Origin of the sequence: Tateyamaria armeniaca (genome assembly GCF_045797845.1) — a bacterium.
GTDB lineage: Bacteria > Pseudomonadota > Alphaproteobacteria > Rhodobacterales > Rhodobacteraceae > Tateyamaria > Tateyamaria armeniaca.
In genome coordinates this window covers 3,540,938-3,554,924 of record NZ_JBHDIY010000002.1, presented here as the reverse complement: position 1 = coordinate 3,554,924, position 13,987 = coordinate 3,540,938, and the positions used below count along the sequence as shown (strand labels likewise).

At 61.2% G+C, this 13,987-nt stretch carries 14 protein-coding genes and 1 pseudogene; 12 read left to right on the top strand and 3 right to left on the bottom strand.

From position 1 onward, the window contains the following. Positions 1-64 precede the first annotated feature (64 nt). The 12 genes and pseudogenes from ACERZ8_RS18080 to ACERZ8_RS18025 all read left to right on the top strand — a co-directional run bounded on the left by ACERZ8_RS18080 (position 65) and on the right by ACERZ8_RS18025 (position 11,954). Positions 65-742 carry an amino acid ABC transporter permease gene (locus ACERZ8_RS18080; protein WP_407593544.1) on the top strand — a complete coding sequence of 226 codons (678 nt, stop codon included), beginning with the start codon at positions 65-67 and terminating at the stop codon, positions 740-742. Next, positions 742-1,455 carry an amino acid ABC transporter permease gene (locus ACERZ8_RS18075; RefSeq protein ID WP_407593542.1) on the top strand — a complete coding sequence of 238 codons (714 nt, stop codon included), beginning with the start codon at positions 742-744 and terminating at the stop codon, positions 1,453-1,455. Before ACERZ8_RS18080 ends, ACERZ8_RS18075 begins: the two co-directional genes overlap by 1 nt. Further along, on the top strand, positions 1,406-2,143 hold the full coding sequence (locus ACERZ8_RS18070) for an amino acid ABC transporter ATP-binding protein (protein WP_407593541.1): 738 nt from the start codon (positions 1,406-1,408) through the stop codon (positions 2,141-2,143). The genes ACERZ8_RS18075 and ACERZ8_RS18070 overlap by 50 nt, the downstream gene beginning before the upstream one ends. A gap of 25 nt (positions 2,144-2,168) precedes the next feature. Beyond that, complete coding sequence (locus ACERZ8_RS18065; RefSeq protein WP_407593540.1) at positions 2,169-2,855, top strand: glutathione S-transferase family protein; 687 nt, start codon at positions 2,169-2,171, stop codon at positions 2,853-2,855. Positions 2,856-2,915: 60 nt separating this feature from the next. Beyond that, positions 2,916-3,857 (top strand): ornithine cyclodeaminase family protein, encoded by a 942-nt coding sequence (locus tag ACERZ8_RS18060; protein WP_407593539.1) that lies wholly within the window; start codon positions 2,916-2,918, stop codon positions 3,855-3,857. Next, positions 3,854-5,551, top strand: a complete 1,698-nt coding sequence (gene lhpI / locus ACERZ8_RS18055) for a cis-3-hydroxy-L-proline dehydratase (RefSeq protein ID WP_407593538.1) — start codon at positions 3,854-3,856, stop codon at positions 5,549-5,551. The genes ACERZ8_RS18060 and lhpI overlap by 4 nt, the downstream gene beginning before the upstream one ends. 197 nt (positions 5,552-5,748) lie before the next feature. Next, positions 5,749-6,759 carry a tRNA dihydrouridine(20/20a) synthase DusA gene (gene dusA, locus ACERZ8_RS18050; protein WP_407593537.1) on the top strand — a complete coding sequence of 337 codons (1,011 nt, stop codon included), beginning with the start codon at positions 5,749-5,751 and terminating at the stop codon, positions 6,757-6,759. Positions 6,760-6,790: 31 nt separating this feature from the next. Then, positions 6,791-7,612: a sulfite exporter TauE/SafE family protein gene (locus ACERZ8_RS18045; protein ID WP_407593536.1), complete on the top strand. Its 822-nt coding sequence runs from the start codon at positions 6,791-6,793 to the stop codon at positions 7,610-7,612. Then, entirely contained in the window at positions 7,609-8,346 is a 738-nt protein-coding gene (locus ACERZ8_RS18040) for a hypothetical protein (RefSeq protein ID WP_407593535.1), read from the top strand. The genes ACERZ8_RS18045 and ACERZ8_RS18040 overlap by 4 nt, the downstream gene beginning before the upstream one ends. Before the next feature lie 70 nt (positions 8,347-8,416). After that, positions 8,417-9,640 carry a hypothetical protein gene (locus ACERZ8_RS18035; RefSeq protein ID WP_407593534.1) on the top strand — a complete coding sequence of 408 codons (1,224 nt, stop codon included), beginning with the start codon at positions 8,417-8,419 and terminating at the stop codon, positions 9,638-9,640. Next, positions 9,637-10,982: pseudogene (locus ACERZ8_RS18030) on the top strand (cytochrome P450). The gene ACERZ8_RS18035 and the pseudogene ACERZ8_RS18030 overlap by 4 nt, the downstream one beginning before the upstream one ends. Positions 10,983-11,060: 78 nt before the next feature. Continuing rightward, positions 11,061-11,954 carry a fructose bisphosphate aldolase gene (locus tag ACERZ8_RS18025; RefSeq protein WP_407593533.1) on the top strand — a complete coding sequence of 298 codons (894 nt, stop codon included), beginning with the start codon at positions 11,061-11,063 and terminating at the stop codon, positions 11,952-11,954. A 23-nt stretch (positions 11,955-11,977) separates the two neighbouring features. Here the strand turns inward: ACERZ8_RS18025 and ACERZ8_RS18020 are convergent, their stop codons facing one another. Genes ACERZ8_RS18020 through ccmI form a run of 3 tightly spaced genes read right to left on the bottom strand, consistent with a single transcriptional unit; the run spans position 11,978 to position 13,910 of the window. Beyond that, positions 11,978-12,223 carry a DUF1289 domain-containing protein gene (locus tag ACERZ8_RS18020; protein ID WP_407593532.1) on the bottom strand — a complete coding sequence of 82 codons (246 nt, stop codon included), beginning with the start codon at positions 12,221-12,223 and terminating at the stop codon, positions 11,978-11,980. Further along, the gene (gene ruvX / locus ACERZ8_RS18015; protein ID WP_407593530.1) at positions 12,220-12,696 is read right to left on the bottom strand and encodes a Holliday junction resolvase RuvX; all 477 of its coding nucleotides are present in this window, start codon (positions 12,694-12,696) and stop codon (positions 12,220-12,222) included. The genes ACERZ8_RS18020 and ruvX overlap by 4 nt, the downstream gene beginning before the upstream one ends. Further along, on the bottom strand, positions 12,693-13,910 hold the full coding sequence (ccmI, locus tag ACERZ8_RS18010; RefSeq protein ID WP_407593529.1) for a c-type cytochrome biogenesis protein CcmI: 1,218 nt from the start codon (positions 13,908-13,910) through the stop codon (positions 12,693-12,695). Before ccmI ends, ruvX begins: the two co-directional genes overlap by 4 nt. Positions 13,911-13,987 lie beyond the last annotated feature (77 nt).

The following is a 13,987-nucleotide window of genomic DNA, read 5'->3' as shown; positions in this document are numbered from 1 at the left end:
GAATGATGTGAAGCGCCCCGGTCCTATGAAATATGGCCGGGGCGTTTTCCATGCTTAAGCACATATGAATTACAATTTTCAGTTCGGCGTCGTCTGGGACAATTTCCCGGCATTGCTCGAAGGGGCCTGGCTGACATTTCAGTTGGGCTGCATCGCGTTTGGTGGCGGTGCGCTCATCGGGTTGATCTGTGCGGCACTCAAGACCTACGCGCCGTGGCCTGTTCGGTTTCTGGTCGACTCCTATGTGGTGTTCATCACCAACACGCCTGCGCTGATCCAGATTTACTTTCTTTATTTCGGACTGCCCGAAGTGGGCGTGCGCTGGTCGAACGAGGCGTGCCTTCTTATCGGCCTGACCCTGAACGCAGGCGCGTATCTGACGCTGATCCTTCGTGCGGGTTTCTTGTCGGTGCGCATCACCGAGATCGAAGCGGGCCAGACCCTTGGCATGTCGCCCTTTCAGCAGGTGCGCTACATCATCGTGCCGCACATCGCCAAGTCGATTTACCCCGCACTTGCCAACTTTTTCATTGTGGTCTTGGTCATGGGCACATCCGTCGGGGCCTTGATCGGAGTGGATGAATTGACGGGGCAGGCGATCAACCTGTCCAGCGTCAACTATCGCTGGCTTGAATACTTCACGGTTGTTGCCTGCATGTATGTCGTTCTGACGTTCGTCGCCTCAATCGGTCTGGCCCTGCTGGGTCGGTGGGCCTTCCGCGTCAAAGCGAGGATCTTCTGATGGAGCGTATTCTCGAACAGATCCCGCGCTTTTTCTCGGGCCCCAACATGATCCTGCTGCTCGAATCCGCAGGCCTCACGCTGGCCATGACGCTGATGGGCTGTCTGATCGGGTTTGGATTGGCCTTTGTGCTGGTCTATTTGCGCCAGACGCCGGGCCTATGGGCGATGCCCTTGCGGTTGATCTGCATCCTCTATGTCGAGGTGTTTCGCCGCATTCCGTTCATTGTCGTGGTCTATCTGGTGTTGTTCTTCATCCAGACCGTGACGCCGAATGCCTCGCTTTTCACCATCGCGGTGATTGCGATCTGCCTGTACGCGGTGGCCTACACGGCCGATATCATCCGGGGCGGGTTGGAAAGTGTTCCGCAGGCCCAGGTCGAAGCGGCGCAGGCGATGAACCTGTCACGGCTGCAGACCAACCTGCGCATCGTTCTGCCCCAGGCCTGGCCGGTCATTGTGCCGCCCGCCATCGCCTTTGCCGTCAGTTTCATCAAAGACACAGCACTGGTCAGTCAGGTCGGTGTGTTTGAATTAACATTCCGCGGTAAAGAGCTGAACAATCAGGGTTATTCCGGCATTCTGGTGTTCGGAACAATTGCCCTTTGCTATTTCCTCATGTCGTTCCCGCTGAGCATGCTCGGCCAATATCTGGAGAAACGCCTTGCCACACCTCGCGGTCAAAGACGTTCGCGCAAAATATGGTTCACTTGAGGTTCTCAAGGGGATCAACTTTTCGATTGAAAAGGGCGAGATAGCGGCCCTTGTCGGGCCTTCGGGGTCGGGCAAATCGACAGTTCTGCGCGCGCTGATGGGCCTGACACCGATCACGGGCGGCGGGGTCGATATCGCTGGTGAGACGATGAACTATTCCTCTGCCAAAGAGGTGCGCGCCGCCCGTGACCGGATGGCCGTGGTGTTTCAGCAGTACAACCTGTTCCAGAACATGACCGTGATGCAGAACCTCACGCTGGCCCCGCTGAAGATCAAGAAATGGGACAAGGCCGAGGTGATGACCGAAGCGCGCAGGCTGCTTGGCCTTGTCGGGCTGTCGGACAAGGCGGACGCCTATTCCGACCAACTGTCCGGTGGTCAGCAACAGCGCGTGGCACTGGCGCGTGCGCTCGCTCTCAAACCGCAGATCCTGTTGCTGGACGAGGTCACGTCGGCGCTGGACCCTGAACTGGTGAACGAAGTGCTTGATGCCATTCGCAAGCTGGCGGACGAGGGGATGACCATGGTCATTGTCAGCCACGAAATGGCGTTTGTGCGGGAGGTGGCGGACAAAGTCGTCTTTATGGACGCAGGCCAGATCATCGAAGCAGGCACACCGGCCGAGTTGTTTGACACCCCCAGGACGGACCGCGCGCGCGACTTCTTCTCGAAAATCCTGCGCCACTGAACCAGCATCGCCAAAGGGCATCGCCATGATCGAATACTTTTTCAACGCAGCCCCCAACCCGCTCAAGGTCAGCCTGTTTCTGGAAGAAAGTGGTCTGGACTACACCCCTGTCCCGATTGACACCAAGCGCGGCGATCAGCACAGCGCAGGCTATCGCGCCATCAATCCCAACGCCAAGGTGCCTGCGATAAGGGACGGCGATACGACCGTCTTTGATAGCAATGCCATCCTGCTTTATCTTGCGGAAAAGACAGGCAAGTTTCTGCCCCAGCCCAAACAGCGGGGCGAGATGTTATCATGGCTGATGTTCATAGCGACCGGCGTCGGCCCCTATTCCGGGCAGGCCTTTCATTTTCGCAACATGGCGCCGGAAAAACTGCCCTACGCGATCAAGCGCTATCACTTTGAAACCAACCGCCATTGGCAGATCATCGAGGATCGCCTTGAGGGGCGGCGATACATGATGGGCGACATCTATACGATTGTGGATATGGCTGTCTGGGGATGGGCGCCGCGCATCCCCTTTGTCCTCGAAGAACCGGATGCGTTTGATCGGTTCAAGAATATCAAGCGCTTACTGGACGAACTTGACGCGCGACCAGCTGCTGTGCGCGCGCACGCGCTGTCCGCAAATCATGCCTTTCAGACCGAGATGGACGAGACCGCGATGCGCAACCTTTACCCTCAGATATTTGCGCCCGATGTCGTCTGAGACTCAGGGCGTGCGCTGCATCTTCCGGTGCAATGGCGTAACAATGAAAAGAGACGGGCCATGACGCAGACCTATATCAGCCACGACAGCGCCATCGGCTTGATATCATGGGAAAAAGCCATCGAAGCCCTGCGCGCAGGGCACCTGCGCCCCAAAGCCGAGGTCGCAGATGTTTTCCTCGGGCCATCGGATGCCACCTTGCTGAACCGGGCCGCGTATATCGACGGGCTGGGCTATTCGGTCAAGGCGGTCACGGTTGTGCGGGACAACGCAACCCGGCAATTGCCAACCACCCAAGGCGCGATGATGGTTTTTGAGCCGGACAGCGGCTGTCTCAGGGCCATGATCGACAGTCGCCTAGTGACCAAGATCAAGACAGTCAGCGACTCCCTTCTAGGCGTTAAAATGCTGGCGCGTCCGGACAGCAAACGCGTTCTGATCGTGGGTGCAGGGGTGATTGCGCAGGCGCTGGTCCATGCCTACCTCGAAGTGATTCCGGGGGTCGAACAGATCGCAATCTGGGCACGGCGCCTCGAACAAGCGCAGCAGATCGTGGATGATTTCCGTAATCCGGGCGCGGACATCGTCGTGTCGCGTGATTTGGCCGAGTCTGCCGCATCCGCTGACATCATCAGTTGCGCAACGATGACGCGCGAGCCCGTCCTGAAGGGCGAATGGATATCGCCAAGCACCCATGTCGATCTGATCGGCGCGTTCAAGGCGGACATGCGCGAGGCGGATGATGCCCTGATCTCCAAAGGTGCGATATTTGTGGACAGCCGGGACACGACCCTGCATCACATTTGCGAATTGATGATCCCCCTTGCGGCGGGCGTGATCAGCCAATCGGACGTCCAAGTGGAGTTCTATGACTTGATCGGCAAGGACCATCCGGGACGCATATCGGATGACCAGATCACCATCTTCAAGAACGGTGGCGGTGCGCATCTGGATCTGATGATCGGTGACTACATCATCAAAGCGGTTGGGGACAGCGCATGACTTTGGACATACCCACCGCGACCGCCATGGTGCCGGGCCATGCAGATGCAGAAGTGCTCGCCTGCGACGAAGGGCTCAGCTTTTGGGGCGGGGTCGATCCGGACACCGGGGTGATCATCGACGCACATCATCCCAATCAAGGTGCTTCGCTTGCAGGCCGCATCGTCCTGATGCCCACGTCACGCGGTTCATGCAGCGGCAGCGGCGTGTTGCTGCAACTTGCACGTGATGGGCACGCCCCCGCGGCGCTGGTGTTTCGCGAAGAAGAAAGCATTCTGACACTTGGCGCGATGATCGCAGAGCAGCTTTTTGCGGCGCGGGTCGTTGTCTTGCGGTGCACCGAGGCGATCTATGACGATCTGGCGGGCGCGTCACATGCGACAATCACCACCGACACGCTTCGCTTTGGAAGCCATTCAATTCCCTTGGAAAAATTGCACCCGGATATGCTCGCACTCAGCGACATGGATCGCCGTATGCTCGATGGGCACGAGGGCGACGCGCTTGCCGTCGCGATGAACATCCTGTGCCGCATGGCCACCGCTCAAGGCGCGCAGGGTCTGATTGACGTGGAGCGCGGGCATATCGACGGGTGTATTCTGGCCCATGACGCCAATCTGGATTTCGCGGAAAAGATGCACCAGATGGGGGCCAGAACCCGTATTCCAACCACGATAAACGCGATCTCCGTGGATCGGGAGAACTGGCAATCCCAAGGTGTTGTACCGACCTTTGGCAACAAGGCCAGCCGCCTTGCAGATGCCTATGTGAAAATGGGCGCACGCCCGACCTTCACCTGCGCACCCTACCTGTTGGAGGAAGTGCCTGTACTGGGTGAAATGATCGGCTGGTCGGAATCAAATGCCGTGATTTATGCGAATTCCGTGATTGGTGCGCGCACCGTCAAACATCCCGATTACCTCGACCTGTTTATCGCCATGACCGGACGTGCACCGAATACCGGCGTCTATCTGGACGACAATCGCCTGCCCGAACACGTCATCGTCGTCACTCTGCCAGAAACGTATGAGGATGCCCTATGGCCCATGCTGGGGTGGCTGGCGGGGGTCAGATCGCCCAATGCTGTCCCCTTGCTTACAGGTCTTGAAAAGGCCCGACCCAGCGAAGATGACCTGAAAGCGTTATGTGCAGCCTTTGGCACAACGTCGGCGGCCCCCCTCATTCATTTGCGCGGGCACACGCCAGAAGGTGGGCTTGCGCCACGCGATGGTCATGTACAGAGCGTCATAACGCCAACTGATCTTGGCGTGGTCTGGCGTGATTTCAACAAGGCTGACGGACGGGTCGATCTGGTTGCCATTGGCAGCCCGCATGCGTCGCTGGTGGAATGCCGGAAATTCGCAGATCTGCTTGAGGGTCAAAAGTGCCGCACGGACACGATTGTGACGGTCGGACGCAACGTGCTTTCCGCTGCCAATGCCGAAGGGATCGTAGAGCGCCTGCATGATGCTGACGTTCGGATCATCGCGGATATCTGTTGGTGCTCGATCACGGAGCCTGTGTTTCCACCGGACGCAAAGATACTCATGACGAATTCCGGAAAATATGCGCATTACGCCAAAGGCTTGACAGGTCGTGACGTGCGGTTCGGCGGGCTGGCAGACTGTGCGCGTGCGGCGATCACAGGCAGCGCAAAGGCGGGCCTTCCGGACTGGCTTTTGCACGAGGTGTAGGCAGTCGCTGTCACGAACGGGGCGGTGTTTTCCCACTTGGTCGCACAAAGCGCACGGGCGACCCTGTCGGAGACGACAGCGTAGCCGATGCACTCGTTTGTTTGGCAACCCAGAAGGGGTGGACCACCCCATTTCCTGTGCAGTAAGTGTCCCGCATGGTCCCGAAGACTAAATGACGGACCATAGGAGATGTGAGAATGCCCTACAACGCAGTCACTGCTGCAGCGCGATTGTCCATCGCCCCGATGATGGACTGGACAGATCGGCACTGCCGGTTTCTGCACCGGCAACTCAGCCGGCATGCGCTCCTTTACACCGAAATGGTGACAGCGCCCGCGTTGGTGCGGGGCGGGGCGATGCATTTGCTGGATCACCATCCATGCGAACATCCCGTGGCGTTGCAACTTGGCGGCTCTGATCCCGTGGAACTTCGCCACGCGGCCCTGCTTGGGGCACAGGCTGGGTATGACGAGATCAACCTCAATTGCGGCTGCCCGTCGGATCGTGTTCAGTCGGGCACCTTTGGCGCCGTCCTGATGCGGGACGGAGCGCGGGTGGCGGAGTGTGTGGCCGCGATGCGCAACGCCGTTGATGTGCCCGTCACCGTCAAATGCCGCATCGGTGTCGATGAACAGGACCCGGAAACCGTGCTGCCCGAGTTCCTCGCCCGTATCGTTGCCGCCGGGTGCGAGCGGGTCACGATCCACGCACGCAAAGCATGGTTGCAGGGCCTCAGCCCCAAGGAAAACAGGGACATCCCGCCGCTTGATTACGATCTGGTCATGCGGATGAAGGGGCTGTTTCCCAATCTGCACATCTCGATCAATGGCGGCATCGAAACGCTGGATCAGGCCGAGGCCATGCTCGAAGCAGGCCTTGATGGCGTCATGATCGGGCGTGCGGCCTATCACCAGCCCGCAGATATCCTGTCCCAGGCCGACCGGCGCATTTTCGGCGCTGGCCCTGATACAAGTGCCGAGGCGGCGGTTGCCGCGATGCTGCCCTATATCGAAGCGCATCTGAGCAACGGGGGCCGCCTGCACCAGATCACCCGCCATATGCTGGGCCTGTTTGCGGGGCGTCCCGGTGCACGCGGATGGCGGCGCACGCTCAGCGAAGGGGCGACACAGCCCGGTGCGGGCCCGGAACTGGTCGAGGCCGCCCTTGAGTGTGTGCACGCTCTGGCCCCGCAGGCCAAAGCGGTGTAGCAGGCGCGGACCTTTCACAAGAGACTGCACCATGCCTGACATCTCTCTCGTTCTTCAGATGCTGGCCCTTCTGGCCGTGATCGGCGCTTTTGCAGGGGTGCTTGCCGGGCTTTTGGGTGTGGGCGGTGGTATTGTTCTGGTTCCGGCGTTTTTCTATGCCTTCCAGACACTTGGCTATGAAGGGCCGGACTTGATGCAGATGTGTCTGGCCACGTCGCTGGCCACGATCATCGTCACCTCGATCCGGTCGGTGATGAGCCATAACAAAAAGGGCGCGGTCGACTGGGATATCCTGCGCACATGGGCGCCCGGGATCGTCATCGGCGCGGTGCTGGGGATGTTTGTTGTTGCGCAACTGCGCTCGACCACGCTGCAGGCCATCTTTGGCATTCTGGCGCTGATCGTGGGCCTTTACATGGGGTTCGGGCGCAAAGACTGGCGGCTGGGGCAGGCGATGCCGACAGGGGTGGGGCGTGCCGCCCTGTCACCTGCCATGGGTTTTCTGTCTGTGTTGATGGGCATTGGCGGCGGCAGTTTCGGGGTTCCGCTGATGAGCCTTTTTGGCGTGCCAATTCACCGCGCGGTGGCCACGGCTGCGGGTTTTGGCGTGTTGATCGCGGTGCCTGCTGTCATCGGCTTCGTGCTGGTGGCAATGTCCGGTCCGGTGCCGCCCTACACGCTGGGGGCGGTGAACCTGATCGCCTTTGTCGTGATCATCGCGATGACCCTGATCACGGCCCCCTGGGGGGTAAAGCTGGCCCACGCGATGGATCCCGGGCCGCTCAAGCGCGTGTTTGCGGTGTTTCTGGTGCTGGTTGCGCTCAACATGCTGCGCAAGGCCGTTCTGGGGTGAGCCTTGCGCGCGACGGCTATGAACTATTTGATTTCGACCCACGCGTTGTTGCGTGGGCAAATGCGGCGCATCGCGCAGGCATTCAGGTGGCAAAAGACCCCGTCATCCGCGCCCAGAACCTGCGCCATGGCGAGACATGGTTTGTCGGTGTCGACGCCCTGCCCAACGGGCCGGAGGGTGACATCGGGGGAGTGCCCCTGCGCGGTCCGTGGCAATATCACGTCCCGCAGGTGCCTTTGCACGCAGGGCAATTGTCCATCATCTATCCCGGTTATCCCAGGCGTGATCCTGATCAGAGCGAGGCCAACCACCGTTACCGCATCACGCGCGCGGCCGCCCATGTGGATGGCCTATTGCCCGAAGGGCCAGGGCGGCGTCGATTTGCGCGGGAATTTCATGCCTATATCCTCGGATTGCCCCTGAACGCGCAACCGGCGTCACCCACGGTCGTGTGGCCGGGCAGCCATGTGATAATGCAGACGGCACTGGTCAAGGCCATTGGCACGCGCCCCATTAGGGACGTCGATGTGACCGAGGCCTATCACGCCGCCCGTAGCACTGTTTTTGACACCTGCGAGCCCGTTGCGATCCACGCGAACCCCGGACAGTCCTTTCTGATCCACCGCTTTGCGCTGCACGGCACAGCCCCGTGGGACGGGCCAATGGGTGAGGGGCGCATGATCGCGTTCTTCCGCCCTGAATTCAGCGACCCGCGTGATTGGCTCGCCGCCTGAGCGCGCCTGCAACTGCGCCTTACTTTGGCCCAAGAATACCGCTAGAGTGCGCCCAACCAGAGGTGCAGGTATGAGCAGGTCGCATCCACACACCGTAAGTCGCCGCCGGGTGTTCTACATCCCCGGTTACGATCCGATTCACCCCCGGCGCTACCGCGAGCTTTACCGCAAGGAGGGCGCGGCGCAGGCGGCGATTTCGGGCTATGAGATTGCGCTGAAACCCGGACCATCGGGCGGGCATTACGGCTGGCAGGTCGATGCGCGGATGGACGATGCGCAGGTACATGCAGATGTGGATGTGCTGGTCTGGTCCGACATCGTGCGCGACAGCATGGCAACCTCAATCCCGGCGACCTATGCGCAACTGGTGCGCACGGCATGGACCTACATCACCACGGGCGCGTTGCGCCGCCTGATGCGCCTGCGCAAGGGACCGGTGATTGCAGCGCTTTATCCCGTGGGCATGTTGCTGGTGCAATTGCTGATCGCAGCACTGGTGTGGTGGGGCGCGTGGCGCATCGGGGCCGGGGTGCTCGGCATCTTCGGCGCATGGATCGGGGCAGCCATCGGTGCCGTCGCCTTTGTTGCGCTGTTGCGCTGGTTCAAGGCCAAGGATGGCAAGTTCTTTGCCTATTACCTCATGCACGACTACGCCTATTCCGCCGCCTCGAACGGTGCCAACCCCGCGCCACTGGAGGCGCGGATGGCCGAATTTCAACGCAGCATTGCCGCGGCCTTGCACGAGGACGTTGACGAAGTGCTGGTTGTCGGCCATTCGTCCGGCGCGCATCTGGCAGTGTCGATCCTGGCCGATCTGATCCGGGCTCAAAATATGCCCAAAGGGGGCCCGGCACTGTCCTTCCTGTCGCTGGGACAGGTGGTGCCGATGGTGTCATTCCTGCCCGACGCGCACCGCTTGCGCGCCGACTTACGCTTTCTGTCTGACCGGGAAGAGCTGACCTGGGTCGATGTGACAGCCCCCGGCGATGGCTGCGCCTTTGCGCTGTGTGATCCGGTGTCTGTGTCCGGCGTGGCCCCGGACACGAAACGCTGGCCGCTGGTTTTTTCGGCACAGTTCACCAAAAGCCTCAGCCCCGAGCGCTGGGCCGAATTGCGCTGGCGGTTCTTCCGGTTGCATTTTCAGTACCTGTGCGCATTTGATCGCCCGCTTGACTACGACTACTTCCAGATCACAGCGGGGCCGGTGACGCTGGCGGATCGCTATGCCGACCGCCCGCCGTCAAAATCGCGCATCGATGTGCCGGTGTCCAAATATACCTCGATTGCCGCATGAGGCCGCCCAAGCCCGCCAGCCGCCCGGACCGTGTATCGCTGTGGCGCTATATGCAGCTGTTCCGCGCTGACATTCTGTCGGCCCAGCCCGCGCGCCTTTATCGCGCGTGGATGGCCGAATTTCGCACGCCATTCTTTCGCAGTTTCCTGATGAACCAGCCCGAACTGGTCAAAACCGTGCTCAAGGACCGGCCCGATGACTTCCCGAAATCCGACCGTATCGGCGAAGGGCTGCGCCCGCTCTTGGGCAATTCGGTGTTCCTGACAAATGGCGAGACGTGGAAACGGCAGCGGCGCATCATCGATCCGGCGTTTGAGGGGGGCGGTTGCGCGAAACCTTCCCGGCGATGTGGGCCGCGTCCGAAGCGGCGGCGGGGCGCCTCAGCGAAGGGGTGAGCGAGATCGAGGCGCAGACCAGCCATGCGGCGGCGGATGTTATCTTTCGCACGCTGTTTTCGATCCCGATTGAAAACGAATTGGCCGCTGCGGTGTTCGAGGAATTCCGAACCTATCAGCGCAGCCAGCCGATCCTGAACATCGCCGCCTTTGTGCCGCTGCCCCGCTGGATGCCGCGCATGTTTCGCCGCCAGACCAAGGCGAGTGCTGCACGTATCCGCAACCTGATCCGCACACTGGTCGCCGAACGGGCCGAGGATATTGCCGCAGGCACCGCCCCCAATGATCTTGCGACCAAGATCATGACCACCACCGATCCCGTCACGGGTGAGACATTCAGCCCCGAAGAGATGGTGGATCAGGTCGCTATCTTTTTCCTTGCGGGACACGAGACAAGCGCGTCTGCACTGGCATGGGCGCTTTATCTCATGGCGCTTTATCCCGAGTGGCAGGACAAGGTCGCACAAGAGGCACAGGCGCTTGAGACATGCGATTTTGCCGTGATGTCCAAGCTGGGTGTCACCCGCGACGTGTTCCGCGAAACCCTGCGGCTTTACCCGCCGGTGCCGATGATGGTGCGTGAAACGGTGCGGGATGAACGCTTTCGCGACCGCGACGCGGATCAGGGCAGCCAGTTGGTGATCAGCCCCTGGCATCTGCATCGTCATGAACGGCTGTGGGACCGCCCGGACGATTTCGATCCCGGCCGCTGGCACACCGAGAACGGCAAATCCTGCCAGCGCGATGCCTACATCCCGTTTTCGTCCGGCGCGCGGGTCTGCACGGGCGCGGGGTTTGCCATGGTCGAAGGCGTGCTGATTCTGGCCCGCCTGTTGCGCGATTACGAGGTCGAAGCCATCGAGGGGCGTGATCCGGTGCCCGTGGCACATCTCACGGTGCGTGCGCGCGACGGGATATGGCTGAATTTGCGCAAACGGCAGCGCTAACATGGGCTTGCCGGGATTAACGCAAGGCTTTTAATGGTTTAGGTGTCACCTGAACCAAACCAGACCCCGGAGAGACCAATGCCCGATTTTGCCAAGATGCGCGACCAGATGGAAAAGGGTGCGGGGTTCATCGCGGCGCTCGACCAGTCGGGCGGCTCTACGCCCAAGGCGCTGACGCTTTATGGGGTGGATTCCAATGACTACGACGGCGAAGACGCGATGTTCGCCGAAATCCAGAAGATGCGGGCGCGCATCATGTCGGCACCGGACTTTACCAGCGCCAAGGTGATCGGCGCGATCCTGTTCGAAAAGACTTTGGGCGAGGCCGTCGAGGGTCAGGCCGTGCCGTCATATCTGTGGGAAAAGCGCGGCGTTGTCCCGTTCCTCAAGATCGACAAGGGCCTGCGGGACGAGAATGACGATGTGCAACTGCTCAAGCCCATTCCGGGGCTTGCCGCGACTTTGGCCGAGGCCAAGGGCATGGGCGTTTACGGCACCAAGGAACGCTCAGTCATCAACGCTGCGAACGCCGCAGGCATCAAATCCATCGTGGCCAACCAGTTTGATGTGGCCCACGAGGTGATTGCGGCCGGCATGGTCCCGATCATCGAGCCCGAGGTGAACATCCACTCCGCGACCAAGGCCGAGGCCGAGGCGATGCTGGCGGATGCATTGATGGCCCAGACCGAAACGCTGGGCGCAGGGCAGGACATCATGCTGAAACTGACCCTGCCGGAACAGCCCGGTCTGTACGACGCGCTGGCTGACCATCCGCGCGTGGTGCGGGTCGTTGCACTGTCGGGCGGTTATTCAACGGTCGATGCCAGCGCGCGCCTTGCCAAAAACCACAAGATGATCGCCAGTTTCAGCCGCGCGCTGACCGAAGGGTTGCAGCGCGACATGAGTGATGCAGAGTTCGAGGACGCCCTGGGGCGCAACATCGCGATGATCCACACGGCATCCATCACCTGAGACGGCTTTAACGGGGTCAAACCCTACCGCTTGAGCCGCGCATTGCGTCCGCCTCGGCGGGTTGTGGGTGCGGCCTGGCGGGTGGGCAATTCGGCCATGATCGCACTGCGCGCTTCGGCGCTCATCCGGCTCCATGCGCCAATCTCGTCGATCGAGCGGGCACATCCCGCGCACAGGCGCGTTTCGGGATGGATCACGCAGATCTGCACACAGGGGCTTTCGATCTCGTTGCGTTTCCACACAAGATTGCTTGGAACAGTGTCGCTCATGCCTGCCTCTTTATCACTGCCAGCCGATCCAGCAGCCCTTGCAGGATATAGCCTGCGGCGACGTGATCAATAACCTCTGCGCGACGTTTGCGGGTCGTATCCGCCTCAAGCAGCGCCTTTTCTGCGGCCACCGTGCTCAGCCGTTCATCCCAGAACGTCACTGGCCCGTCCCAAAGCTGGGCAAAGTTGCGCGCAAAAGCCCGGGTGGATTGGCAGCGCGGCCCTTCGGACCCGTCCATGTTGCGCGGCAGGCCAAGAACGAGGCCGCCCACGTTGCGCTCGGCCATCAGCGTTTGCAACCGCGCCGCATCCACACCGAATTTCTTGCGCCGTAGCGTTTCAAGCGGGGTGGCGACCGACCCGAATGTGTCGGACACGGCCACGCCGATGGTCTTGTCGCCCAGATCGAGGCCCATGAGCGCCCGCATCGGGGGCAGGGCGGACGCAAATGCGTGCATGTCATCAGTAATCATTGCAGCCCGACACGATCTGCGGTGCGGTTGAGGATGTCGACAGCCGTCAGATCATCGCCAAACACCTCCATCGCGTTTTCAAAGATGGCCTTGGCCTGGTCCCTCTCGCCCAACACGCCAAGGGCCGAGATCAGTTGCGCCCAATCCTCGACCGGCCCGCCTTCGGTGGCCAGTCGGTCGCTGAGGCCTGCCACCATGCCTTGGATCATTTCCATCTGCTCGGCCGGGCTCATTTCGGAGGCGGCGTCGATCTGGTCCTGCGTCGGGCCGCGCCCCGCGCCGATGGAAGGGCGGGCGTAATCCACCCCTGCGCGCATGGCCATGTCATCCATCTGCGCATCAATCGGGGCGATCCACGGCGCGTCCTCGGGGCCTTCGCGCAGCAACTGATCCCAAAGGCGCAAGGCCGTGTCCGGGCGTCCGGTCTGCGCCATCATCAACCCGTAATAATAGCGCGCCGCCCCGTCACGCGGGTCCATCGCCAATGTCCGCTCCAGCACTTGTTCGGCTTGCGGAGAGACATAGCCACCCGCTGCGAGGATCATGAGGTCGGCGTATTCGGAAAAATCCTGCGCGGTCGCCGCGCCCCCTTTCAATTCAATCACGCGGGCCTTGGCGGCATGGGCTGCCGCGTAGTTGCCAAGCCGGGCCTCGGACTGGCTGAGCAGGGTAAGGCCCTGCAGATCATCGGGGCGCGTCGCAACCGCCTCGCGCAGCCGTTCCACCAGCGCGACATAGTCGGGCGCTGCATCAACGGGCGGACTTGGCGGCACGCTGGCTTCGGCGGTGTCCTGGCTGGGCCGTTCTGCGCGCAGGATCTGGGCCGCTTCGATGCGGTCGGCAAGGGCCAGATCACCGTATCCGGGCGCGCCAAGTTGCAGATAGATCGCGAATGTTCCGCCAATCAGGGCGACGGCGGTGAGGGCCGCGATGATGGGGCCGCTGCGTCCGCGTGTCGTACGGTCGTTGGCGCGTTGCAGCGCTGCGTCAGCGGCCAGAATACGGCGCGACACCTCTGTCAGCGCGCGTTCCCCGTCTGCTGGCGTGATCACACCGCGCTCCAGATCGCGCTCCACTTCTTTCAGCTGATCGCGATAGACATCCAGATCATAGGCCGCCGCCGGGCGTGCATCCTGCCCGCCCCGCACCAGCGCACGGATCAGCGTTGCCACCACCAAAAGTGTCAAACATCCCGTTATGATCCAGAACAGCATGTGGCCCTTTTCCTCACTCAGCCCCAGCCCATGTAACCACTGGCTCGCCCAAGAAAAAGAGACAAAGCGGCCCGTAC

Coding starts and splice junctions, on each gene's coding strand:
- ACERZ8_RS18080 (WP_407593544.1), top strand. CDS start 65: ATGAATTACAATTTTCAGTTCGGCGTCGTCTGGGACAATTTCCCGGCA.
- ACERZ8_RS18075 (WP_407593542.1), top strand. CDS start 742: ATGGAGCGTATTCTCGAACAGATCCCGCGCTTTTTCTCGGGCCCCAAC.
- ACERZ8_RS18065 (WP_407593540.1), top strand. CDS start 2,169: ATGATCGAATACTTTTTCAACGCAGCCCCCAACCCGCTCAAGGTCAGC.
- ACERZ8_RS18060 (WP_407593539.1), top strand. CDS start 2,916: ATGACGCAGACCTATATCAGCCACGACAGCGCCATCGGCTTGATATCA.
- lhpI (WP_407593538.1), top strand. CDS start 3,854: ATGACTTTGGACATACCCACCGCGACCGCCATGGTGCCGGGCCATGCA.
- dusA (WP_407593537.1), top strand. CDS start 5,749: ATGCCCTACAACGCAGTCACTGCTGCAGCGCGATTGTCCATCGCCCCG.
- ACERZ8_RS18045 (WP_407593536.1), top strand. CDS start 6,791: ATGCCTGACATCTCTCTCGTTCTTCAGATGCTGGCCCTTCTGGCCGTG.
- ACERZ8_RS18035 (WP_407593534.1), top strand. CDS start 8,417: ATGAGCAGGTCGCATCCACACACCGTAAGTCGCCGCCGGGTGTTCTAC.
- ACERZ8_RS18025 (WP_407593533.1), top strand. CDS start 11,061: ATGCCCGATTTTGCCAAGATGCGCGACCAGATGGAAAAGGGTGCGGGG.
- ACERZ8_RS18020 (WP_407593532.1), bottom strand. CDS start 12,223: ATGAGCGACACTGTTCCAAGCAATCTTGTGTGGAAACGCAACGAGATC.
- ruvX (WP_407593530.1), bottom strand. CDS start 12,696: ATGATTACTGATGACATGCACGCATTTGCGTCCGCCCTGCCCCCGATG.
- ccmI (WP_407593529.1), bottom strand. CDS start 13,910: ATGCTGTTCTGGATCATAACGGGATGTTTGACACTTTTGGTGGTGGCA.